The sequence below is a fragment of the Jeotgalibacillus soli genome, from assembly GCF_000829435.1.
In the GTDB taxonomy this organism is placed as follows: domain Bacteria; phylum Bacillota; class Bacilli; order Bacillales; family Jeotgalibacillaceae; genus Jeotgalibacillus; species Jeotgalibacillus soli.
Window position 1 is genome coordinate 85,225 of sequence record NZ_JXRP01000019.1, and the last position, 24,104, is coordinate 109,328.

General features: G+C 39.9%; 26 protein-coding genes and 1 pseudogene. All 27 read right to left on the reverse strand.

The window, feature by feature from the left end:
- The 27 genes and pseudogenes from lhaT to fni all read right to left on the reverse strand — a co-directional run bounded on the left by lhaT (window position 1) and on the right by fni (window position 24,104).
- Window positions 1-600: a lipoprotein heptaprenylglyceryl N-acetyltransferase LhaT gene (gene lhaT, locus KP78_RS14575; RefSeq protein ID WP_041090097.1), complete on the reverse strand. Its 600-nt coding sequence runs from the start codon at window positions 598-600 to the stop codon at window positions 1-3.
- A gap of 55 nt (window positions 601-655) precedes the next feature.
- Window positions 656-1,423, reverse strand: a complete 768-nt coding sequence (locus KP78_RS14580) for a menaquinol-cytochrome c reductase cytochrome b/c subunit (RefSeq protein ID WP_041090098.1) — start codon at window positions 1,421-1,423, stop codon at window positions 656-658.
- Between the two features lie 44 nt (window positions 1,424-1,467).
- Window positions 1,468-2,142 carry a menaquinol-cytochrome c reductase cytochrome b subunit gene (gene qcrB, locus KP78_RS14585; protein WP_041090099.1) on the reverse strand — a complete coding sequence of 225 codons (675 nt, stop codon included), beginning with the start codon at window positions 2,140-2,142 and terminating at the stop codon, window positions 1,468-1,470.
- 17 nt (window positions 2,143-2,159) lie between these two features.
- Window positions 2,160-2,669, reverse strand: a complete 510-nt coding sequence (locus tag KP78_RS14590) for a Rieske (2Fe-2S) protein (RefSeq protein ID WP_041090100.1) — start codon at window positions 2,667-2,669, stop codon at window positions 2,160-2,162.
- 151 nt (window positions 2,670-2,820) lie between these two features.
- Window positions 2,821-3,282: a YpiF family protein gene (locus KP78_RS14595; protein WP_041090101.1), complete on the reverse strand. Its 462-nt coding sequence runs from the start codon at window positions 3,280-3,282 to the stop codon at window positions 2,821-2,823.
- A 114-nt stretch (window positions 3,283-3,396) separates the two neighbouring features.
- Window positions 3,397-3,942: a ReoY family proteolytic degradation factor gene (locus KP78_RS14600; RefSeq protein ID WP_041090102.1), complete on the reverse strand. Its 546-nt coding sequence runs from the start codon at window positions 3,940-3,942 to the stop codon at window positions 3,397-3,399.
- A gap of 45 nt (window positions 3,943-3,987) precedes the next feature.
- A complete protein-coding gene (locus KP78_RS14605) occupies window positions 3,988-5,250 on the reverse strand; it encodes a tetratricopeptide repeat protein (protein WP_041090103.1) in 1,263 nt (420 codons plus the stop codon).
- A 191-nt stretch (window positions 5,251-5,441) separates the two neighbouring features.
- Window positions 5,442-6,728, reverse strand: coding sequence for a 3-phosphoshikimate 1-carboxyvinyltransferase (aroA, locus tag KP78_RS14610; protein WP_041090104.1), 1,287 nt, complete (start codon window positions 6,726-6,728; stop codon window positions 5,442-5,444).
- A 15-nt stretch (window positions 6,729-6,743) separates the two neighbouring features.
- The gene (locus KP78_RS14615; RefSeq protein ID WP_041090105.1) at window positions 6,744-7,847 is read right to left on the reverse strand and encodes a prephenate dehydrogenase; all 1,104 of its coding nucleotides are present in this window, start codon (window positions 7,845-7,847) and stop codon (window positions 6,744-6,746) included.
- 13 nt (window positions 7,848-7,860) lie between these two features.
- On the reverse strand, window positions 7,861-8,946 hold the full coding sequence (gene hisC, locus KP78_RS14620; RefSeq protein ID WP_041090106.1) for a histidinol-phosphate transaminase: 1,086 nt from the start codon (window positions 8,944-8,946) through the stop codon (window positions 7,861-7,863).
- 62 nt (window positions 8,947-9,008) lie between these two features.
- Entirely contained in the window at window positions 9,009-9,386 is a 378-nt protein-coding gene (gene aroH / locus KP78_RS14625; RefSeq protein WP_041090107.1) for a chorismate mutase, read from the reverse strand.
- A gap of 1 nt (window position 9,387) precedes the next feature.
- Entirely contained in the window at window positions 9,388-10,482 is a 1,095-nt protein-coding gene (gene aroB, locus KP78_RS14630; protein WP_041090108.1) for a 3-dehydroquinate synthase, read from the reverse strand.
- A 1-nt stretch (window position 10,483) separates the two neighbouring features.
- Window positions 10,484-11,656: a chorismate synthase gene (gene aroC / locus KP78_RS14635; protein ID WP_041090109.1), complete on the reverse strand. Its 1,173-nt coding sequence runs from the start codon at window positions 11,654-11,656 to the stop codon at window positions 10,484-10,486.
- Window positions 11,657-11,798: 142 nt separating this feature from the next.
- Window positions 11,799-12,584: a CheR family methyltransferase gene (locus KP78_RS14640; protein ID WP_041090110.1), complete on the reverse strand. Its 786-nt coding sequence runs from the start codon at window positions 12,582-12,584 to the stop codon at window positions 11,799-11,801.
- Window positions 12,585-12,712: 128 nt separating this feature from the next.
- Window positions 12,713-13,159, reverse strand: coding sequence for a nucleoside-diphosphate kinase (gene ndk, locus KP78_RS14645; RefSeq protein ID WP_041090111.1), 447 nt, complete (start codon window positions 13,157-13,159; stop codon window positions 12,713-12,715).
- Window positions 13,160-13,252: 93 nt separating this feature from the next.
- On the reverse strand, window positions 13,253-14,215 hold the full coding sequence (gene hepT, locus KP78_RS14650; protein ID WP_041090112.1) for a heptaprenyl diphosphate synthase component II: 963 nt from the start codon (window positions 14,213-14,215) through the stop codon (window positions 13,253-13,255).
- Window positions 14,216-14,241: 26 nt separating this feature from the next.
- The gene (locus KP78_RS14655; protein ID WP_041090113.1) at window positions 14,242-14,952 is read right to left on the reverse strand and encodes a demethylmenaquinone methyltransferase; all 711 of its coding nucleotides are present in this window, start codon (window positions 14,950-14,952) and stop codon (window positions 14,242-14,244) included.
- 2 nt (window positions 14,953-14,954) lie between these two features.
- Window positions 14,955-15,761 carry a heptaprenyl diphosphate synthase component 1 gene (locus tag KP78_RS14660; RefSeq protein WP_052474854.1) on the reverse strand — a complete coding sequence of 269 codons (807 nt, stop codon included), beginning with the start codon at window positions 15,759-15,761 and terminating at the stop codon, window positions 14,955-14,957.
- 217 nt (window positions 15,762-15,978) lie between these two features.
- Window positions 15,979-16,203 (reverse strand): trp RNA-binding attenuation protein MtrB, encoded by a 225-nt coding sequence (gene mtrB, locus KP78_RS14665; protein WP_041090114.1) that lies wholly within the window; start codon window positions 16,201-16,203, stop codon window positions 15,979-15,981.
- Between the two features lie 41 nt (window positions 16,204-16,244).
- A complete protein-coding gene (gene folE / locus KP78_RS14670) occupies window positions 16,245-16,862 on the reverse strand; it encodes a GTP cyclohydrolase I FolE (RefSeq protein ID WP_052474902.1) in 618 nt (205 codons plus the stop codon).
- A gap of 200 nt (window positions 16,863-17,062) precedes the next feature.
- Window positions 17,063-17,335, reverse strand: coding sequence for an HU family DNA-binding protein (locus KP78_RS14675; protein WP_041090115.1), 273 nt, complete (start codon window positions 17,333-17,335; stop codon window positions 17,063-17,065).
- 379 nt (window positions 17,336-17,714) lie between these two features.
- Complete coding sequence (gene spoIVA / locus KP78_RS14680) at window positions 17,715-19,193, reverse strand: stage IV sporulation protein A (RefSeq protein WP_041090116.1); 1,479 nt, start codon at window positions 19,191-19,193, stop codon at window positions 17,715-17,717.
- Window positions 19,194-19,314: 121 nt separating this feature from the next.
- Window positions 19,315-20,034, reverse strand: a complete 720-nt coding sequence (locus tag KP78_RS14685; RefSeq protein WP_041090117.1) for a hypothetical protein — start codon at window positions 20,032-20,034, stop codon at window positions 19,315-19,317.
- 24 nt (window positions 20,035-20,058) lie between these two features.
- Window positions 20,059-20,256, reverse strand: a complete 198-nt coding sequence (locus KP78_RS14690; RefSeq protein ID WP_041090118.1) for a DUF2768 domain-containing protein — start codon at window positions 20,254-20,256, stop codon at window positions 20,059-20,061.
- Between the two features lie 148 nt (window positions 20,257-20,404).
- Window positions 20,405-21,463 (reverse strand): NAD(P)H-dependent glycerol-3-phosphate dehydrogenase, encoded by a 1,059-nt coding sequence (locus tag KP78_RS14695; protein WP_041090119.1) that lies wholly within the window; start codon window positions 21,461-21,463, stop codon window positions 20,405-20,407.
- A 34-nt stretch (window positions 21,464-21,497) separates the two neighbouring features.
- Window positions 21,498-22,808, reverse strand: coding sequence for a ribosome biogenesis GTPase Der (gene der / locus KP78_RS14700; RefSeq protein WP_041090120.1), 1,311 nt, complete (start codon window positions 22,806-22,808; stop codon window positions 21,498-21,500).
- Between the two features lie 223 nt (window positions 22,809-23,031).
- A pseudogene (fni, locus tag KP78_RS14710) lies at window positions 23,032-24,104 on the reverse strand (type 2 isopentenyl-diphosphate Delta-isomerase).

Below are 24,104 nucleotides of genomic sequence, written 5' to 3' on the forward strand. Positions count from 1 at the left end.
CTATACACGAAGACTTCGCTCGCTTCTTACTCTTCTAATACAGAACCAATAGGCGATGAACAGTGATAGTATGCTTAACCAAAACGTAAAATAACCAATCTCTTGTATGTATAGTTCAAGCTGTCGATATCTTGGATATTGCATATAAACATAATCAATTACATCATTGTGAAGTGTCCAAACACCAGCAATGGCAAGATGCCACCATTTAAAACGGTAAAATGGTGCATAAAGTAACCCTTGAACAGCCATGGCTAGGTGAGAAGCGATGAGCATGTACCCCGTCCAGTGAAGGGTTCCTGAGACCACCAGTGTTAAAATATTCATTACAACAGCCCATATCCCATATTTGAACAAGGTAACGATAGCAAAAGCTTCCATAAGACTCCAATTTTTCCCCATTAGAAAAGCAAGCAGGACAAATGTAAAAAAGAGACTTGCTGTCGGGCTATCAGGGACAAATAGTAAGAAAATCGGCTGCGTGTCTATCAGCTGTTCTTTATACCAATAATATCCATAAACAGAACCCACTATATTCACAACAAATAACAGCCAAAGAAACGCCCGGTTGGATAGCCAAGCATAAATAAACTCTTTCATCTCTAGCTCCTTTCAAAAAAAAGAGCCAGTTTATACTGGCTCCTCTTTATTAACATTATTCATTTGATATTTCGGATACAAAGGCGGCAAGCTCTTGCAGCTCTTCGTCCGTTCCTTGGAACAGGTCAGCTGGCATTGAGCCAATACCATTAACTGCAATGTCAGCAATCTCTTCAGGAGTATGAGCACTGCCAACTAACGGAGGCGCAGCTGCACCACCTTCTAGGTTTTCACCATGACAGTTAATACATCCTTGCTCTTGATAAATTAAGTAGCCGGCTGCTTCTGTATCCACTTCCGCTTCTGCCACAATTTTACCTTGTTCACGCTGATGCTCCCAATCATGATAGGCAACTGATTCCCAAGTAAGGAATATCGTTGCCGCTACACCAAGAAGCATCAATCCAGTCGCAATCGGACGCTTAGCAGGACGACGCTCTGGACCGCGATCAAGGAATGGTGCAAGTAGTAATGCACCAAATGCAATACCCGGAATAACAAATGCACCTATCACATTGTATGGACCTGATGCAAAGTCATATTTAAGTAATTGATATAAAAATAAGAAATACCAGTCAGGCAACGGAATATATCCAGCATCTGTTGGATCTGCAATTTTCTCTAAAGGCGGGTTATGGGCCACTGTTAGTGAAAGAAATCCAATTAAAAATACTGCCCCTACAAGCCACTCTTTTAACAAGAAGTTTGGCCAGAAGGCTTCCGTTTTGCCAGGGAACTCCGAATAATCTTTTGGAATATTCGGTCTGCGATTTGCTGGGACACGCGAGTCACCAACAAATTTCATCCCTTTTCCACGATGCATAGCTTTCCCTCCTTTATTTGACTATGTTTTAACAAAACTTGTTTTTATAGTGGGCCAGAAATACCTTGTTTACGAATCATGATAAAGTGCGCTGCCATCAAACCAAGTAATGCACCTGGCAGGAAGAATACATGAATCGCAAAGAAACGAGTTAATGTTTGCGCTCCAAGAATATGCGGGTCACCGGCTAGGAGAGTTCTGATCTGCTCACCAATAAATGGTGTAGCAGCGGCGATTTCAATCCCTACCTTTGTTGCAAATAACGCTTTCATATCCCAAGGCAATAAGTAACCTGTAAAACCAAGCCCCAACATAACAAAGAAAATAAGTACTCCTACGACCCAGTTCAATTCACGCGGCTTTTTGTAAGCACCAGTGAAGAAAACACGTAAGGTATGTAGAAACATCATTACAATAACTAAACTTGCTCCCCAATGGTGCATACCACGCACAATGGTACCAAAGGCTACTTCATTTTGAAGATAATAAACCGATCTCCAAGCATTTTCGATATCCGGAACATAGTACATGGTTAGAAACATGCCGGAAAGAATCTGGATAACGGTAACAAAAAAAGTCAATCCGCCAAAGCAGTAAACAAACGCTGAAAAATGATGAGCTGGATTTACGTGCTCAGGCACTTCATGGTCAGCGATGTCACGCCATAATGGCGTAATGTCTAATCGTTCGTCAACCCAATCATAAATCTTATTAAGCACCAATTACGCCCCCTTTACTATGCTATAGTGTTCGGTATTACTTTACCCAGTTGTAAAATACCAGCATCATCTGTTCTAACTTCAAACATATCTAATGGAGCTGTTGGCGGTGTACCCGGGATATTTTTACCAGATTTTTCATACAAGCCGTTGTGGCATGGGCAGAAGAAACGATTTGGATCGCTTTCTCTTCCTTCCCAGTTAACCGTACAGCCTAAATGCTTACAAGTTGGGTTAAGTGCTACAACTTCTCCAGCCTCATCTAAATATACCCAAGCTGTTTGAGTCACGTCGGACGTATACCAAGCGTCTTTCTGCTCATAAGTAAAGTCCACACGAGTAGGTACATCTGATAAATCATCTACACTTGTTCCAGTAGAAATAAAATCTCCACCGTCCTCAGCTGTAAGAACTGGATCGATAGCAAAACGCACCATCGGCATTAGCATTCCTGCCGCCATGAAACCGCCTACACCTGTAAGTGTATAATTTAAAAATTGACGGCGTGAAACACGTTGATTACTCATCTATTTTCCCCCCCTCTATCGTCAGGTCAGTCCATCGGACATTTTTCGCACAAATATATAACTAGGACATATTCATGATATATCAATATATTATCAAGGTCAATAATGCGTTGAACCTTTTCAATTTTACTATGTGACGTTTTCTTGAACGTTATACAATTTGCCATTTTTGAACGATTGTTGTCACAAGCTGTTTTACCTGATCCTCAATGATCGTTCGCTTGTAGGGTTCGTCCATATGCTCTAAAGGAACCGTTGGGAGCCAGATGACTTCAGCGTTAATATTTTGTTCCCTCTCTTTCCACGATGAGTCTGAAGTTAAACAAAATACATGTTTAAATCCTTGCGCCTTCAGTTCATTCGTCCACTTTTGCAAACGAAGCTGGTTTTCTTCTCCTTCCTCCACATTCATATATGTATAAGCCGGCAAAAGCATCATTCGCCCTTTAAATTGTTTTTCTAGCACCACAGTAAGCATTGACATGAATTCGCCTTGACTTGCCGCTTGTTTCATCTCTTTGTCCAAACTTACAGGCAGCAGCGGAACTATTGCCGTATCAATGTAATCGCGTTCCTTTAAAAAAACCTCAACCTCTTGTGAATTCCAAAGCATAATGAATCCCCTTTCTATGTAAATATCTTTTCCTATTTTACCAGTTCTGTTACTAAAACACATCGATTGACACAAAAAAGATGATCAAATAGATTGATCACCTTTTCCTTTATATTACATCAGAGAAACATTTTTCAGCTCTTCGGTAAGACGATTAAATGTTTCAATATCCTGCTCATCCAAAGCGCGGTCAATTTCATCCAGCAGCTTTTGCTTTCTAAACACCATAATGCTTTCTTTAAGAAATTGTTCAGCAACAATTCGGTCCTTTTCCGTAATACCTAAATACTTTGGCATAAAAGGATTCTCCTCCATGACTGCCGCATACTGGTGAGCGGCATGGGAGGCATGGAAGTTTAACTGAATAAAAATGTCTTCATCCCGATGAAGGCGTATATCATGGAAAGATTTTTCTGCATCTGTTGTCATTACACTTCCTTTATAAAAGCGAAAAGCAACATCATCCACGCATTGAGTAGACATGACAATCCCTCGCGGACAATACTGTGCCTCTTCAACAAAGTGCACATTTTCCATTAGTTGGTCGTGACTCATCAGATAATTTAATATCCAAACGGATTCCCTGCGCTTTAACTGATAATGATTTAAAAACCAACGAATAAAATCTTTCTTTTCATGTATAGACACTGGTGTCGTCATGCGTTTCCCCCCTCTACTCAAAAGTCAGCAATGCAGCAATATAAGTCAGTACTGTTCAAGTCTCTCAACCTGCTCAAGCCATTCTTCATTTGAAGGATCCTTTACAAGAAGCCTTTGATAGATCGCTAGCGCTTCTTTCGATCGACCTTCCTCTACAAGAAAGTCTCCAAAATCTTCAAGGAAATCTATATGATCATTATACACCACATATGCTTGTGTATATTCATTTGATGCTTTACCGTACTCTTCAAGCCATACATATGCTTTTGCAGCATCCCAATGAAACTGCGGATCGCTTTCTCCAGCTGCTTCAACGTGCTGAATCAGTTCAATAATATCTTCAGCGCGCTCCTGTTTTATCAAAATACGATTCAATAGGAGTGCAGCTTCCAGGAAATTAGGATCTATGGCGATTGCTTCTCTTAAAAACCTTTCTGCTTCGGATTCATTGCCTTGTTTTAATGTGATTTTCCCTGCAAACAAATACAACTCTTTATTAAACGGATCTGCTGTTATTCCATTTTCCGCTGTTGCTCTTGCATCATCTAACTCTTCCTCGTGCTCATATGCTTTTGCAAGAAGTAGATAAGCAGAATGATATTCAGGATCAAGCTCTACAAGTTCTGCTAATATCTCGATGGCTGTAGCGTAATGAGCTGCTTGAAACGCCGTATAACCATAACCAAAAAGTGTGTTTATTTCACGGCTGTCTTTCAATGCTTTTTCATAATATGGCAATGCATCCTCAAACGCTCCACCTGCACTATAGCATTCCCCTAAACGTTGAGAAAGCTGTACACCTACAATTTCCTCCGTACCGCTTTTCACAACTTCATTATAATGCCGGATTGCTTCTAAAAAACGCCCCTGCTCATTGTAAAGCTCAGCTAGAGCAAAGTGTATAACCGGCTCGTTTGGAAGCTTTTTTTGTGCAAGCAGAAGCTTTCTCTCACTTACTTCGTAGAGTCCTTGCATTTGATATAAGTCTGCTGATAAAAGTAAAGCTCTAGGATAAAAATCATCCCTCTCATCCAGCTTATCTAAAAGCAAAATCGCTTCTTCTGTTTCATCCATTTCCACTAATGTTTCAGCTAATAAAATTCGCAGTTCTCCTTCATCCGGATAAGCAGTAATCAGATCCTGAAACAATTCTTTCGATTCTTTTAGAAAACCTAGTTGAAAAAGCTCTTCAGCTAATTCAAATTTTTCGTCATCTGTACCAGTTAATTTTATTTTTGAAAATTCTTTCATTGCTTGTGATAAATCACCTTTGTGCAATGCATTGATCATCCGATTAGAAGCATCCACTTTTGGTCCCTCTTTTCATTCATTTTGTAACCTATCATACATCCTAAAAAAAAATTGACCAATAAGCAACTGATACATCCTATTCTATATTTTCAAATCTCTTTGACAACCTTATTCGATGCTGGTTGTCTAAAATCCTTTGTAATCCAAAAAAAACTGAATGATATCTTATCGACATCATTCAGAACCTTTTAGACGAATATTGACTCCAAATCATCAAAGAAATTAGGATAAGAAACATTAATGGCTTCCACATCATCGATGGTAACCTCATCATTTGCCAGTAAACCAGCGACAGCAAGCATCATTCCAATGCGATGGTCTCCTCTTGAATCCACATGTCCACCGTGGAGCTGAGTTGGACCATTGATGATCATCCCATCCGAAGTCGCCTCAATTGATGCACCAAGCTTTTTTAATTCTCCTACTACTGCATCAATTCTGTTTGTTTCTTTTACTTTAAGTTCCTCGGCATCTTTTATAACAGTCGTTCCATGTGCTTGAGTCGCCAATAAAGCAATAATTGGAATTTCATCGATTAACCGAGGAATCACTTCTCCGCCAATCTCAGTTGCATTTAATTGACTATGGCGAATTACCATAGATCCTACTGGTTCTCCCGTTGAAAGCTTATGATCAATTGATAGATCAGCTCCCATTTTTTGCAGCACATCAATGATCCCTGTTCGAGTTGGATTCAACCCTACATGATCCAGTTTAATTACACTATTTTTTGTGATGGCACCAGCTACTAGGAAAAAAGCTGCGGATGATATATCTCCTGGAACATTAACCTCTTGTCCAGTAAAGGTTTGCCCTCCCCTTACCGTGATCACATTGCCGTCTCTTGATGCTTCCCCGCCAAATTGCTTGATCATTTGCTCAGTATGATCCCGCGTCCTCTCCGGTTCTACAATGGTTGTGGTGCCTTCCGCTTGTAGACCCGCAAAGATTACAGCAGATTTCACCTGTGCACTGGCATGAGGCATTGTATAGTTAAAGGCTTGAAGGTTCCCGCCACGAATAGATATTGGTGTGAATTGTGCATCTTCTCGCCCATCAATTTTCGCGCCCATTTCACGCAGTGGGTTGGTAACACGTTTCATCGGACGTTTTCCGATCGATTCGTCTCCAATAAGAACAGAATGGAATGGACGTCCCGCCAAAATACCCAGTAATAAACGTGTTGTTGTGCCTGAATTTCCCACATCAAGTATAGCAGAAGGCTCTTTTAAGCCATTCCAGCCTTTTCCGTGAACAACAATGGTATCCTCATTTTCATCTATTTCAATCCCCATTTTACGAAAGCAATCGATCGTGCTCAAACAGTCCTCTCCCTTAAGAAAGCCACGAATGGTTGTCGTCCCTTCAGCAAGAGCTCCAAACATAATAGATCGATGGGAAATTGATTTATCACCAGGCACACGTATGGTCCCATTTATTTGTTTATCTTTATATAAAATCGTTTTACCATTCATTTCATTCACCTCGGTTTAGACAATAAATACTTCGTATGGTGTTTTTGTTGTAATACAGGCTTCTCCTCGACGCCGATCTTCTTCTGTTTGAAAACTAATAGAAAGGACACCATAAATATCTTCTCTTGTTTCCATTATACGTATGTTTACGATACTTATTGCTTCACGGGCAAGTAGACCAGTTATTTCAGAAATGACCCCAGGATAATCAGGCACATCAACGAATAGGTCATAAAATGAGGGGATCGCCCCTTTATGTAAAATTGGCATATTATCCCGAAACTGTTTCGCTTCTTCAAAGTAATTGTAGATCGCTTCACTATTTTGTTCATCAAGCAGTTCTACAACATGAGACATTTCTTCCTGCCATTGAATTAGAAGCTCGCGCAAAACATCCAAATTATGCATCGTTATATCCCGCCACATGGTTGGATCAGACGAAGCAATTCTTGATAAATCTCTAAAACCCCCTGCCGCTAAGCTAGAAACAAGCGGCTGTTGCTGGTGATATTTTTTCACTTGATGAACCAATGATGATGCGACGATATGCGGAAAGTGACTAACCATTCCGGTAATTTCATCATGTGCGGATGGTTCAACAATTAGAAACTTAGCTTTCGTGCCAGATAACCAGGCTTTTAATGTGTCAACGGCTTCTTTGTCAACGGATGGTTCAGGTGTGAGCAGATAAAATGCGTTCTCAAATAGAATGGCTTTGGCCGCAGAAACGCCGCTTTTATGAGAGCCAGCCATTGGATGACCTCCAATAAATGAAAGCCCTTTTCGAGAAAATGCATTTGCTTCCTGCATAATACGTTTTTTTGTACTTCCCACATCAGATATAATCGCCTGAGGAGAAATTACCCAGGTGCTCATTTCAGCTATAAGGCGTTCTGTTTGAGTGACAGGTGTACATAATAAGATCATATCTGCTTTCTTTACATCCTCTTTTAAGGAAATAGATTCTTTTGTAATCACGTCCATCGCTTTTGCAAGACGCATCTCTTTTTCATTTCGGTCATAACCAATAATGGTTGCATCAGGATGCTCCCGTCGGATTGCCAAACCTAGTGAACCGCCAATTAAACCTAGTCCTACGATTACGACTGTACCTTTCATCTCACCACACCTTTTACTGCTGAAGTAACTCTTTTAAGACTTCTATAATTCTTGAATTTTGCTCAGTGGATCCAACTGTAATTCTTAGGGAAGTTGGAAATCCCAGTGCTTGTCCACTTCGCACGATAAACCCTTGCTGTAATAATGCTCGAAACAGCTCATCTGCATCACGTTTGAAATCAATTAAAATAAAATTCCCTTGAGATGGATAATATTCAAGCGCTAACTCATCACAAAAAGTGTAGTATTGTGCTAAGCCTTTTCGATTAGCCATTCGGCATTCGCTGACAAACGACTGGTCAGATACTGCGATTTCTGCTGAAACCTGAGCCAATACATTCGTGTTAAATGGTTCACGTACAGGTTCAATCGTTTGAATCAGCTCTTCAGATGCCATACCATAACCTACGCGAAATCCAGCTAAACCGTATGCCTTTGAAAAAGTACGAGTAACAAGCAAGTTAGGATATTCACTTATAAGTGCAACCGCATCATAATAATCTGGTGCAATCACATATTCATAGTAGGCTTCATCTAAGACAATTAAGACATGAGAAGGAACCTTGTTAAGAAAGTCACGTAAATCATCGTTATTAATATACGTGCCTGTAGGGTTATTCGGGCTACACAACCAAAGAACCGCTGTTTGCTCATTAATTGAAGTAAGCATATTCTTGAGATCATGCTCTCCCTTTATTAGCGGAATTTCAATTACTTCCGCCCCTTCAATGATGGCATTATGGCGATACTGAGGAAAGGTTGGTACAGGCATAATCGTATTTTTACCTGGTTCAAGCAGCGCACGGGAGATGATTTGGATAATCTCGTCAGAACCATTTCCAAAAATAAATTGCTTTGGCTGCAAATGATAAAATCCAGCGAGTGAATCACGCAACTTAGTCGCATACCCATCTGGATAAATAGCATGATTAACGCCATTTTCTTTAAACCAATCATCAATCTTAGGAGAAAAACCAAATGGATTTTCATTTGATGCAAGCTTTACGATATTATCTAAACCAAATTCCTTTTTCACTTCAGCCGCTGGTTTCCCAGGTTTATACGGTGTTAAATTACGGATTTGCTTTTTCCATTGCATTGATTACACCTCATTACAATAATAAAATATTTACCTACGATATTCTGTCCTTACTTAACAGATTATTTGCTAGACTTAGTATTCGCTAAATCTGGTCTTAAAACAATCGCTTGTTCTTGATAAATATGATTGATTTCATCCTGAGGCTTAGCTGTATTTACATGCACCATGATACGAATACATAGTGGAAGCCCGCCTTGTACCGGAATTTCTTGCATGCACATAATCGGAACAAAATCCCAGTTCGAAAAATGACGAACAGCTTTGGCAGGAAAGGCCGTTGTGAGGTCAGGTGTTACTGAAATAAATAAGGAAGCTATATTCTCCGGTTTAATGCTGTTCTCCTCAATTAACTCTTTTAAAAGGTTTTCTGTTGCTGTAAGGATCAAATCTTCACGATCTTCCAATACCGTTGTCGCACCACGTATTCCGCGAATCATTTTATTCCTCCCTTCCAATTTGACGAATGAAGCGATCCGCTTCTTCCAATAGCTCTTTTGTGACTTTTTTCAGGTGAGGTACCCCTGTTTCTTCCAGCAAAACAAATCGTATTTCATTCGCAATGGTTTTTTTATCCTGCGCCATACGATCATATAATTTAGTGAAAGAAAGTTCTTCTGGTATGGATAAAGTATATCCTAGCCTCTGAATCCAATCGATAAACAGCGAAACATTAAAGTCACAGTGATTAACTTGTTTACTGATATATAACGCATAAACCACACCGACCATAATAGCTTCTCCATGGGTCCATTTCCCGTACCCAGCAGCAGCTTCAATTGCATGCCCGTATGTATGACCAAAATTCAAATAGGCACGTACTCCGGTTTCTCTTTCGTCCTGACGTACAATCTCAGATTTAATCTGAACACCTTTTTTTAGACAATAAGCTAAAAATGAAGGTTCGATATCCTCAAGCGTAGAAAGATTTTTCATTAGTTCTTCTAGAAATGCAGGATCTGCAATCAATGCATGCTTGATTACTTCAGCAAAGCCTGATCTCACCTCTTTAATTGGAAGCGTACGAAGAAATGATAAGTCATACAGAACAGCGGACGGCTGATGGAAGCTCCCCACCATATTCTTCCCTAAAGGATGATTAATCGCTACCTTCCCGCCGACTGCACTATCATGAGCTAAAATGGTAGTCGGAAGCTGAATAAATCGAATGCCTCTCATATAGGTCGCAGAAACAAAGCCAGCAAGATCTCCAGTCGCCCCGCCGCCACATGCAATAATTAAAGAATGTCGGTCCAAGCCTGCTTCTAGTGCGGCACCTAAGCATTGTTGATATACATCAAAGGTTTTGGCTGCTTCTCCTGCCGGAATAACATGCCAAAACACATGCTGATGGTTAGGTACATGTTCTTTAATCCGGCCTTCATATTGATCATACACAGCTTTATCGACAATATAGAAAACGGATGTCACAGCAGGTGTTAAAGAAGCTACACGGGATGGTAATGAAAGTAGTACATTTTCACCTATCTCGACCGGGTAAGTCGCTTCACCTGCATGAACTTCGATAATATCCATATTAAAACTCCTTAGTATATTCTCGATATTGCGCGATCGAGACTTGAAGCTGTTCCATACGGTCACTTTCAAACTGTTCCGTTATCGCACACGCCAGCTCCCATGCAATGGCAGCCTCTGCAACTACTGCTGCAGCTGGTACCGCACAGCTGTCAGAACGCTCAATACTGGCTGTAAACGTTTCTTTTGTTTCAATATCAACACTTTCAAGCGGCTTATACAGCGTTGGTATCGGCTTCATAACACCTCTTACTACTATTGGCATCCCAGTAGTCATACCGCCTTCAAACCCGCCTAGGCGATTGGACTTGCGTGTATAACCTTCTTCTTCAGACCAGATTATTTCATCATGGACCTGACTTCCAGGTAATCTAGCCATTTCAAAACCAAGACCGAACTCTACTCCTTTAAACGCATTAATACTCATAATGGCAGCAGCTAGCTTTGCGTCAAGCTTACGGTCGTAATGTACATAGCTACCGACACCCGCTGGCATCCCTTCAACAACCACTTCTACAACGCCGCCAATTGAATCTCCATTTTTCTTAGCATTGTCAATTGCCTCTTTCATTTTTTCAGAAGCTAATGGATCAACACATCGTACCTCACTTTTTTCTGAAAGCTCTTTAATTTCAGCCACAGATAATACTTTTGATGTGTCAGCCATTACACCGCCAATTTCTTTTACGTGACAGGAAATTGTAATTCCAAGGTCAGCTAGCAGCTTTTGAGCTACACCACCCGCTGCTACTCGAACAGTTGTTTCACGAGCTGATGAACGTTCTAAAACGTTTCTCATATCTCGATGACCATATTTAATACCACCGTTTAAATCCGCATGTCCTGGTCGAGGTCTTGTCACTTTTCTTTTAATTTCGTCGGCATCCGTATCATCAAGGGGTTCAGCCCCCATTATCTTTGTCCAGTGTTTCCAATCATTATTTTCAACAACAAGCGCTACAGGGGATCCAAGCGTTTTACCATGCCGAACTCCACTCATGATTTGTGCTTGGTCTGTTTCAATTTGCATTCTTCTTCCTCTGCCGTAACCCTTCTGTCTTCGTGCCAGATGCTGATTAATATCATCAGATACAAGGGATAAGCCCGCTGGGAGCCCTTCAATAATTGTTGTTAATTGAGGCCCATGTGATTCTCCTGCAGTTAAATATCTCATATCACTTTCTCCCTTCAACTCGTTAAAGCAATTTTGATACAATATATCATACTTTCTATAAAAGTGTTAGTCAATCCATGCATGTTTACTCATCTTTTAAAATAAAAGGACAGTGAAGCGCAAACGTGTCCAACTGTTTAAATTACACTTGTTTTCTGTAAAAGAAGGTATCTGCCGTTTCCAACTTGTATACAGAAGGATTGAATATTTGCTCTGTACTCCCAACAAAAAACACCCCACCAGGACGCAAGGCATCGCTAAATTTACGATAAAGGATATCCTTTGCTTCATCAGTGAAATAAATCATCACGTTACGACAAACAATTAAATCGAATTGTTTGTCAAAGGGATCATTTAATAAATTGTGCTGACGAAAGCTTACCGTACGTTTTACTTCATCAGACACTTTATAAAATGCTCCTTGCTCTGTAAAATGCGTTTGTTTTATTTTAATAGGAACCTCAGCTAATGCGCGCTCAGTGTATAAGCCAATTTTCGCCTTCTCGATCGCATTTGCATCTAAGTCTGTGGCTAAAATTGAAATTTCTGATAACGACATAAATTGCGATAGTACCATCGCAAGTGAATAGGGCTCCTCACCAGTTGAACAGGCCGCGCTCCAAACTTTGAGCTTTCGTCCGTTCTTCATTAGTGAAGGCAATATTTTTTGCTGAAGCACTTCCCAGCGTTTTCCGTTTCGATAGAATTCAGATACATTGATCGTCATTCGATCCAAAAAATCGTTTAATACTTTTTTATCCTTTGTCATGGCTTGATAAAATTCCATAAATGTCTTGAAGCCTTGTTTTTCGTATAGAGAAGTCAGCCTTCGTTTCATTTGAGCTTCTTTATAAAGTGACAAGTCAATGCCTGTTTTTTGTTTTATTGAATGAATAAACTCGATATACTCATCTGACACCGGTAACATCCCTCATTTATATTTAAATAATCCTATAGTAATAGTATAGAAAAAAAAGCTTATACACGCTATCTATTTTACAATACTCCTAAAAGTTTTATATAAATAAAAAAAGCACCTGTTAAGGCGCTGTTTTGTTAGTAGATCCACTGGTCGGCTGCTCTTTCATAAGCAACAAATGCATCATTACCGAAAAACAAGGCAATTTCTCGCTCTGCACTTTCAAGTGAATCAGAACCATGAATGATATTTTTACCGACGGTTAAGCCAAAATCACCGCGTATGGTGCCAGGCTGTGCTTCACTCGGCTTTGTTGATCCCATCATTTGACGAGCGGTTTTTACTACATCTTCACCTTCCCACACCATTGCAAATATAGGTCCTGACGTAATAAAATCAACCAACTCACCAAAAAATGGACGCTCAGTATGCTCTCCGTAGTGCTCCTTAGCAAGTTCATCAGAAATGATCATTAGCTTGGCACCAGCTAATTTAAAACCCTTTTTCTCAAAACGAGCGACAATCTCTCCAATTAATCCTCGTTGTACACCGTCTGGTTTAACCATTAAAAACGTTTTCTCCACGTCCCATCCCCCCAATTATGTATAAATAACCCCTTAAAGGCCCCTTAAAAGAGTAACATTCATCAAGGTATTTGGCAACGTTTTCATTACAAATTAATACTTTCTTTTTCCGATAAATAATGCAATGTCACGAAGTGATTTTTTTGCCCGAGAAGAGGGGAGCTCGTCCAGCTCTATCAATGCCTTTTTCAAATAGCGCTGACTTAATTCACTTGCCCGTTCAACTGCACCGGAGGAGATAATTAAAGAAATAATCGACTCTAGTTCACCCCTCGGCATTACATCATGAACACGCTCTATCCTTTTCCTTAACGCAGGATTTTCAAGTGCATATAAAGCAGGCAATGTTACATTTCCTTGCAAAAGGTCTCCTCCTGCTGGCTTCCCAAGCTCTTCTTCTGTAGAGGTGAAATCAAGAATATCATCTGTAATCTGATAAGCCATCCCTACATAATAACCAAAACGAAATAAGCGCTCGTGTACATCAGGAGAAACCTTTCCCGAGACTGCACCTAGCTGACAGCTTACGGCGATAAGGAGGGCCGTTTTACGCTTAATGCGCCTTAAATAATCTCGTAGATTTTGATCGAAACGATATTTATCCTGAATTTGCGCAATCTCCCCGATACAAAGCTCAACGATCGCGTTAGACAAGATTTGATGCGCAATTGGCTGCTCAATTTCAGTCATATAATCCAATGCTCTAGCAAACATGTAATCTCCGGTGTACATCGCCACCTGATTATTCCATTCAGCTTTAATTGTTGTTCTGCCACGTCTAATCTCTGCATCATCAATGACATCGTCATGCACAAGCGATGCCATATGGATTAACTCTAAGGCTACTGCTACATTTTTGACCACGTGTATATCGTATTCTCCTGTTTTCGCTGAGAGTAATACAAAAACCGGACGAATTCGTTTCCCCCCTGCCTCCAATAGGTGAAGAGATGCATCCTTCAATAAGGCCGTATCTGAATCAATTGCCATATTTAATTCTTTTTCGATCTCTTCTATATCCGTTTTTAGAAACGAATAAAGCATTTTCAGTTTCATTCGATTTCCACCTAGCTACACATTTTTTACTTCGATACTACTTTTTTAAATCCCATATGCATGGCTGCTACTCCACCGCTAAATGGTTTATACTCAACAGAGCTGAAACCCGCTTCTTCAAAAAGAACAGCTAGCTCCTTCATACCCGGAAAGTCTTTAGCTGATTCCTGCAGCCAGGAATACTCTTGAAAACTTTTAGCGAATATTTTTCCGAAAAGCGGCATGATATACTGGAAATAAAGATAATAGCCTTGTCTGAATATCGGTATCGTTGGCTGAGACGTTTCTAGGCATACGGCCATTCCACCTGGTTTTAACACACGATTCATTTCCTTTAATACCTGTAAATAGTCAGGGACATTCCGAAGCCCAAAACCAATCGTAACGTAGTCAAAAGAATGATCCTCATATGGCAGTTCCATTGCATTTCCGTGGACTAAGCTAATTTGCGGATACGATTTCACCTTTTCTTTACCGACGTTTAGCATATTTTCACTAAAATCGATACCAACTACACGTCCTTCTGTACCTGTAGCTTCAGCTAATGAAATGGTCCAGTCGGCAGTTCCGCAGCATACATCTAATGCAGAGAATCCTGCTTGAACGTTCATTCGTTTCATTGTTTCCTTACGCCATCTTACATGCTGCTTGAAACTAATAACCGAGTTCATTTTATCGTATTGTCCATAAATCTTTTCAAAAACGTGGTGAACACGCTGTTCTTTAGTCGGTTGCATAGCTACCCTTCCTCTGCATAAATTTTGGGACGTTCTGGTGAAGAGTGTAACAAAGTGAAAAGAGAGGGGATCGCACTTTGAATGTGATCAGGCAAAAGACGCAGCTTCTGCTCAAGACTTTCTTTCAGCTCATCAACAGCTTTCGCGTAGTAATCCCAAACCTTCCCTTCCACTGACGTAGTGCGGTCACCTTGTTGTGCAAGATAATTGCGCAGGAAAGAAAAAAGGATTGAATACTCCCCATGTTCGTAAAGTCTTTGTTCCCCAATTAATCGCTTGAGTACTAAAAGGTCCTCAGCAATATGGCTGAATTGCTCCAAACCTCGATGCTTATAAAACTTCGTAATAATGGCACTCTCAATTTTTTTCAGACTAGTAATAAATTCCTCAAGTGAAGTCATGTTCAGTGAAGCAAGTTCTATTTTTTGTTCATTAATTTCTTGAATAGCATGAGCTATACTCCGAATAAGCTTTATATCCGGAATTTTAGCTAGGATTTGATAGTATAGTCCACTGTAATAGTCTCCGGCTAACACAGTCAATTGACGAACCCGAAGCAGATCTTGCTGTTCCTTTGAAACCTTTTCATGAGTATCAAGCGCTGTTTGAATGAGCATAGCAGTTGAAACGTATGATCGATCAAGATCCGTAAAGCTTCCAATCATTTGATAGGGGAAAATGAGTAAAAACAGTCGATCTTTATCGATTAACGGTGCGCCAATGGATTGTTGGAGGTAACCGTGACGAATTTGATCTTCAATGTATTGGAGCGTTTCTTCCATCCAATGATTTATTTCATTTGTCTTCATCGGTTTTTCCCCACTCCCAACGTTTTCACGAATCTTTTATCGTGTTAAAGTGTTCTTTTCAGCACATATGATTATACCACAAGCAAATGATATGATGCTATTCGACTAAATGTGTTTTTAATTCTAGAGAAAAAAGACGGCAATCGAGGAGAAAGCTGTTACCCTCTTTGCCGACCTTTTTGTCCAATGTTATAAAAGATGTTAATGGCACTTGAACCTATTTTTTCGATTCGCTTTCTAATTCTCCATGACTTGTTAAAATCGATGCTTTCCCTCGAACTTTAACAGCAGAGGTGTGATCAGTAAATTGCGCAATCATCACTTCTCCTTTATCAAGCTTTTCAGAGTGATGAAACTTGGTATCTGTTCCACGGGTTAAACCAATGACACTTACACCATCTTCCAATGCTTTGATTGCAACAAAATCTTTACCATGGGTCATGATTAACGACTCCTTCTCTACATTTTGCTCACTGGCGATTTTTATGACTTCATCAAAGCGATTACTTCGTTTCGTTTTACAGAATCTTCTTCAAAAACACCTCTTGATGCAATGGTAATCGTCATCGCACCAGCTTTTTTTACACCACGCATTGTCATACACATATGCTCCGCTTCAACAATTACCATCGCACCATGGGGACTAAGCATTTCCATAATGGCATCAGCTACTGTTGAAGTAATACGTTCTTGGAGCTGAGGTCTGCGTGCAGTTGCTTCTACTGCTCTAGCAAGCTTACTTAAGCCCGTCACTTTTCCATCCTTGGGTAAATATGCTACGTGTGCTTTTCCGTAGAACGGAACTAGATGATGTTCACAAATAGAATAAAAAGGAATATCTTTTACAAAAACAAGTTCCTCATGTTCCTCATTAAAAACAGTTTTAAAATATTCCTTTGGATCAATATGCAAGCCTTCAAATACTTCTTCATACATTTTTGCTACACGCTTTGGTGTATCCAGTAATCCCTCTCGATTTGGGTCTTCACCAACCGCTTCAAGTATAAGCCTGACCGCCTCCTCAATTTGAGGAAGGTTCACTTTATATATCTTTTCTTCTTTATCTGATATCGTTGATTTATTATCTTCAGTTCGTTTCATATGAGTCATTCACTGTTTCCTCCTAAAACCATCTATTAGTCGAGTTTAAACCCTTTTAGATTCACTTCATCTTAGCATATGGGGTGATGTCGCGCAAAGCCTAGTGCTTCACTGTTTATATCGGTTATGCTATGTATTCCAAAAAAAGAGAAGACCGCACATTGTGCGGTCTTCTCTGCCATGACGCAAAAGGTATGTACTTATTTTACAGCATCCTTAAGCGCTTTACCTGGTTTGAATGCAGGAACCTTGCTTGCTGCAATCTCGATTTCTTGACCAGTTTGAGGATTGCGACCTTTACGGGCAGCACGCTCACGAACTTCAAAGTTACCAAAACCGATAAGTTGTACTTTATCGCCTTTTGCAAGAGCATCCTGAACTGTTTCAAATACCGCGTCAACAGCTTTTGTTGCATCCTTTTTGGAAAGCTCTGCTGTTTCTGCTACCGCGTTGATGAGTTCTGTCTTGTTCACATCAATCACCTCCTCCCAAAGCTTTTACTTTCTTGGGTAAGTTTCATTACATTTGTGAACATTTTTAAGGTGTTTTATGCACTACATCTTGATAAAACACGCTATAAAGCCCATAGAATCAATGTTTAAGATCAATTCTGTTAAAAGATTATCATATAAAAAATGCATACGCAACAATAATTGAATAATTAATGGGAATCTCTTCATGTTTTAAGAATATTTTTTCTTTTTACAAACGTAAAAAGCTATCCAAAGGGTTTGGATAGCTGACAAATATCGGGAAAACCCTATAGCTGCAGGCACAGATCCATTTGTTCTATCACGAACAAATGGAATAATCTTTTTCACATAGAACTTTTAAAACTTTTCGATCCATCTCTTATAGAATGATTGCGATCATTCCGCCGGATCCTTCATTTATTACTCTCTCAAGCGTTTCTTTTAATTTATATCGAGCATTTTCTGGCATTACTGCCAGCTTAACTTGAATCCCTTCGCGAACAATAGAACTTAAACTTCTACCAAAAATATCAGAACTCCAAATCGATAATGGATCGTCTTCAAAATCTTGCATCAGATAATGAACAAGCTCTTCACTTTGTTTCTCTGTCCCAATAATCGGTGAGAATTCTGATTCTACATCTACTTTAATCATGTGGATCGATGGTGCAATGGCTTTAAGGCGAACACCATATCTAGCACCTTGACGGATGATCTCTGGTTCATCAAGACTCATATCCGCAAGCGCTGGTGCAGCAATTCCATAGCCAGTTTGTCGCACCATTTTTAGTGCATCGGCGAAATGATCATATTCTCTCTTTGCATAAGAATAATCTTGAATAAGTTCCAGAAAATGATCTTTAGTCGTCACCTTCTCTCCAATCATTTCATGCAAAATATCTTCAAATAAATGATCTGATGCCCTAATCTCAATATTTGCAACACCCTGCCCCATATTCATCCCGGCTAAATTTGCTTCTTGTACATGTTCGTATATTTCAAATTGCCTTACAACTCTGTCTACATCTCGAAGTCTTTTAATATCATGGATCACTTCAGCAACAGCTTCTTGGAAATGCTGGCGAAGCCAATGCTCTTCTTCAAGCACCATTACCCAGCTAGGCAGATTAACATTTACCTCAAGTACCGGAAACTCATACAGCGCTTCGCGCAAGATCATTAGTACATCAGTTTCTCTCATGCTCTCTACACTCATAGCAATAACAGGAATATCATATTTTAACTGAAGTTCTTTCCTAAGCTGATCGGTTTCAGCCTGATGCGGTCTTGCGCTGTTTAACACCATAATAAAAGGCTTGCCAACCTCTTTTAATTCAGCTACAACTCTCTCTTCTGCCTCTACATAGCTTTCTCTAGGGATTTCACCAATTGTGCCGTCTGTAGTCATCATGACCCCAATGGTTGAGTGATCCTGAATAACTTTCCTGGTGCCTACCTCAGCAGCTTCGTGAAATGGGATCGGCTCTTCGTACCATGGTGTATGAACCATTCTTGGACCATATTCATCTTCATGACCCTTTGCTCCTGGAATCGTATAGCCTACACAGTCCACTAATCGAATATTGACTTCAAGCCCATCCACAACTTGAATTCGAACTGCTTGATTTGGTACAAACTTCGGCTCTGTCGTCATAATAGTTCGCCCAGCAGCACTTTGCGGTAACTCATCCTGCGCTCTATTTCGTTCTGCTTCATTGGTCATAAGCGGTATAACGGCAAGCTCCATCATTTTTTTAATAAAGGTGGATTTTCCTGTGCGTACAGCACCTACAACGCCAATATATATATCTCCACCTGTTCGTTCCGCTATATGTTCAAATACATTTTGTTTTTCCATTTAAGCGCCTCCTCTAGTCGAACATTCTTCACACTGTTATTGTATGAGGACATGCTTAATTCAGAACAAAAAAACCAGTTATTCTTTATCGTTTATTTCAAACGATAAAGAATAACTGGTTTTAACTAGGATCTCTCGAATCACCGTAAACAATATCTCCATTTTCATCAACAAAATAAGGCATTGAATAAGCAGGAACAAACATCGATTCCTCAAGCAAAACAGAACGGATATCTTGTCCTTCTTCAAAGGTTGCATCGATGTCTTGAGTGGCATGATAAAGATCTGTAATATAGTCTACAAAGATTGTTCCGTCACCATTTGTCACAAATGGCAGCTCTCTGTTTGTATAGGGACTCATTGCCATCGGATCTTCCTTGTAACCTAGCTGTTCATAATCAATGCTATAAACATTATCACCAATCGCCGCTTTAAATGGAATCCCCCTATTTGCTTGAATTCTAATATTTAACGTTCTGATTTCTTCCGGTATACGCAAATCAAAAATTCTAACAGTAGGATCTTCTTCAACATCCGTTAAAACATATTGAAATACTCCGCCATTCTCATAAGCATTACCAGGAAGTTCTGCCAAATAACGTGGTTTAAGCATGGAAAAATCAATCATATATTTTTGATAAATAGGGGTGTCTTCTTCCACTGTTTTTATCGGCAAAAGACCCCCTGAATCTTCTTGGTATTGATCAACAGCTCCCTGCACGGCAGCAATTTGATCTTCATAAGGTATTTCATTTTCAGCTCTCTGCTGCGCAGGATACATACATCCAGCCAATACTGCAGCAGAACAAAGTAAGATGAATAGCAACATTATTTTTTTCATTTCATACACTCCTCGTTGTCAACATCATAATGTCGGACCGCTCAAGACAACGAATAACATAATGATTCCTGCCAAAAACATTAAAATATAAGCGATTAATGCAGTTATAAACTTAAAAAAGCGATTCGATATTTTGTAACGGCTGAAAAAAATTGCTAAAATGGCCAAAAACATAAAGCCCATAGAACCAAAAGAGATCCACATTTTCATTAGCGCTGACATTAAAATACCCTCCTGTACCTAATTGCAACAAGCATTAAATAAAGATTCTACTAAAGCCTTTTAAAACAAATTATATCACAGGAAAATATGTGGAACATTAATTCATAAATGGTTCAGAAAACGTTCACATCCAAAAAAGACTGAGAGCTTACTTGCTCTCAGTTTGATGATGTTCACCTAAGATATTCACGAGGTCCTCCATCTCATTTGTTTTAACTCGAGACATTAGCTGATCTACCGCTTCTTTAGGGCTTACATCGTTAAAAAGGACATGAAATAGAGCTTCTGTAATCGGCATAGACACATCCAGCTTCTGCGCTAATTGAAATGCTGCTTTGGTCGTCCGAACGCCTTCCACAACCATTCCCATGCTTTCTAATACTTCATCAAGCTTTTTCCCCTTCCCTAAAAGATTTCCAGCTCTCCAGTTGCGGGAATGAACACTTGTGCATGTTACAATTAAATCCCCAATACCGGTCAAACCTGAAAAGGTTAGCGGATTAGCTCCTAATGTTGTTCCAAGCCGGGCCATTTCCGCCAGTCCACGAGTGATAAGTGCAGCTTTTGCATTGTCCCCATACCCTAATCCATCCGTGATTCCAGCAGCAAGAGCAATAATATTCTTTAATGCTCCCCCTATTTCAACACCTACAACATCAAGATTCGTATATACGCGAAAATGCTGATTCATAAAGAGATCCTGAACCATTTCTGCAGCTTGGATTTGATCAGATGCAGCAGTGACAGTCGTTGGATGACGCAGAACAACCTCCTCTGCATGACTCGGACCTGATAATACAACTAAATCCTTCAAGATCGTTTCTGAAAGTGACTGCTTGATGATCTCAGATATACGTAAGTGAGTATCTGGTTCAATCCCTTTACTTACATGCACGATCGTTTTTGAACCGTGACAAACTTTATTTACTTGCTCCGCTACTTCTCTCATGGCTTTTGTAGGAACAGCAAAAACAATGATCTCTGTATTTTCAATCGCTTTGTCCAATTGATAAAAACCTTTAATCGAAGAGGACAATTCGACATTTGGTAAATAACGCTCATTTCGATGAGTTTCGTTGATCACATCTGCCTGTACCTTATTATGTGTCCATAGTCTTACATCATGCCCATTATCCGCCAGGACAAGTGCCAGGGCTGTTCCCCAGCTCCCAGCTCCAAGTATTGCTACGCGTTGAGATTTTCCCATCGTGACCGCTCCTTTCTTCCATTAAACTACGGCTTTATTTTCTTGCTCGCGGAATTAATCGAATTGGAGTACCCTCAAAACCAAATGCTTCACGAATACGGTTTTCTAAAAATCTTTCATAAGAAAAATGCATAAGCTCTGGCTCATTTACAAACACAACAAACGTTGGAGGCTTAACTGCCACTTGTGTTGCATAGAAAATTTTCAATCTTTTTCCGTGATCAGTCGGTGTTGGATTCATAGCGACAGCATCCATCACTACTTCATTTAAAACACTGGATTGAACCCTCATAGAATGATTTTCACTTGCCATATTGATGATAGGCAGCAATGTATGAATTCTCTTTTTTGTTAATGCAGATAAAAAGACTACAGGTGCATAATCTAAAAACTGAAAATGCTCACGAATGGTACGTTCGAATTTATCCATTGTTTTTTCATCTTTTACAACCGCATCCCATTTGTTCACTACGATAATAACGGCACGGCCGGCATCGTGTGCGTATCCTGCTATTTTTTTATCCTGCTCTATAATACCTTCTTCACCATCAATCACGACCAGAACAACATCTGAGCGTTCAATCGCACGTAATGCACGAAGGACACTATATTTCTCAGTCGTTTCGTAAACCTTTCCTTTTTTCCTCATACCTGCTGTGTCAATAATCACATATTCTTGGTTGTCATATTGATAAGGTGAGTCAACCGCATCACGTGTGGTACCTGCTACATCGCTAACAATAACACGCTCTTCACCCAACAGTGCATTCACTAAAGAAGATTTACCTACGTTTGGACGTCCAATTAATGAAAACTTAATCACTTCTTCGCCGTAAGAGACTTCCTCAATCGGTTTAAAATGAGCAGCAACAGCATCCAGCAGGTCCCCAAGTCCAAGTCCATGTGAACCCGAGATTGGATAGGGCTCACCAAATCCTAACGCATAGAAATCATAAATTTGTTCACGCATTTCTGGATTGTCCACTTTATTTACTGCCAAAACAACAGGTTTACTTGAACGATACAAAATCTTTGCAACCTGCTCATCTGCCGAAGTAACACCTTCACGACCATTTGTCATAAAAATAATAACGTCCGCTTCATCAATCGCAATTTCTGCTTGTTGACGAATTTGTTCAAGGAACGGTGCGTCACCTATATCAATTCCGCCTGTATCAATGACATTAAATTCATGCGTTAACCATTCTGCCGAGCTATAAATCCGGTCTCGAGTTACACCGGGGATATCCTCTACAATAGAAATTCTCTCTCCTACAATCCTGTTAAAAATAGTTGACTTTCCTACATTTGGACGTCCTACTATTGCAACGACTGGCTTTGCCATGACGTTTCACCCTTTCTATATGTTCCAACTCTCTACAATTCATCATTATTATATCAAAAGGAAGTTTCCACATGCGACTACCGTAAGAAGACAAGAAGTTGGACTTCTCTTCTCTAAAATGACTCGCATAATTGTATCAATAAATAAGGCTTCCCGCAATCTATCCTTAACATAATAAAAAGCTGATTTACTCCAAATCCCCCCTTGGAGTAAATCAGCCTGCTTAGTTTCTAAATGTATTAAGTGATCTTCTTGCATATTCATCAGGGTTGAATCCCCTTGTATAAAGCCAATGATGTGTCTGACCGCAAATAATTAGCGGAGAAGATAAAAGATCATCTACGGTTTGGGCACCTAATGCCGTCATAATAAGCTTAAGCTCTGACTTTAACAATTCAATTTCATCAATTAATGCAGCCAGACCATTTTCGGTAAGGATCCTTATAAATGCTCCTGCTAAGCCTGCTGCACTAGCACCAAGAGCGAGCGATTTAATAATGTCCATGCTAGTATGAATTCCGCCAGAAGAAATAATTGGTAATGCAGCACAACTTCTTGTTTCAACAATTGAAGCCACCGTGGGGATTCCCCATCCATCAAAAAATGACAGTCCTCGATTTCGTCTGTTGTTTTCAATACGGGAAAAATTAGTCCCGCCGTAGCCCCCAACATCAATTGCTGAAATATTGGTCTCAGAAAGTTTAACAGCCGTTTCTCCACTAATCCCAAAACCTGTTTCTTTTACAAAAACGGGGACAGTCAGCTTATCTGCAATGTCTTGTATCCTGTCTAACGCGCCTTTAAAATCACGGTCTCCCTCAGGTCAGGCATCGCTAACTCCTGAATAACATTTAAATGAATCTGCAAAGCATTCGCTTCAATCATATCCACTGCGATTTTGGCCTGATCGACCGTAGCCTCGCTTCCTAAATTTGCGAAGATTAAACCATTAGGGTTGATTTTTCTTGTTATTTCGTACGATCTTCTTTCAGATGGGTCCTTTAAAGCAGCCATTTGTGACCCTACAGATAAAGCAACCCCAGTTTCTTTAGCTGCGAGGGCAAAGTCACGGTTTATAGACTCTGTCATCTCTCCGCCGCCGCCAGTCATCGCATTTATAAATAAAGGCGAACTTAGAAAAAGTTCGCCAATTTTTGTATGAAGCGATATTTTTTCGTACGATAGATTTGGAAGGCCTTGATGAACAAATAAAACATCATCAAAACCAGCACCACCAGAAGCGCCCGTGGACAAAGCGTAATTAATATGATCTAGTTTTCTTTTCGCTCTAGTCAA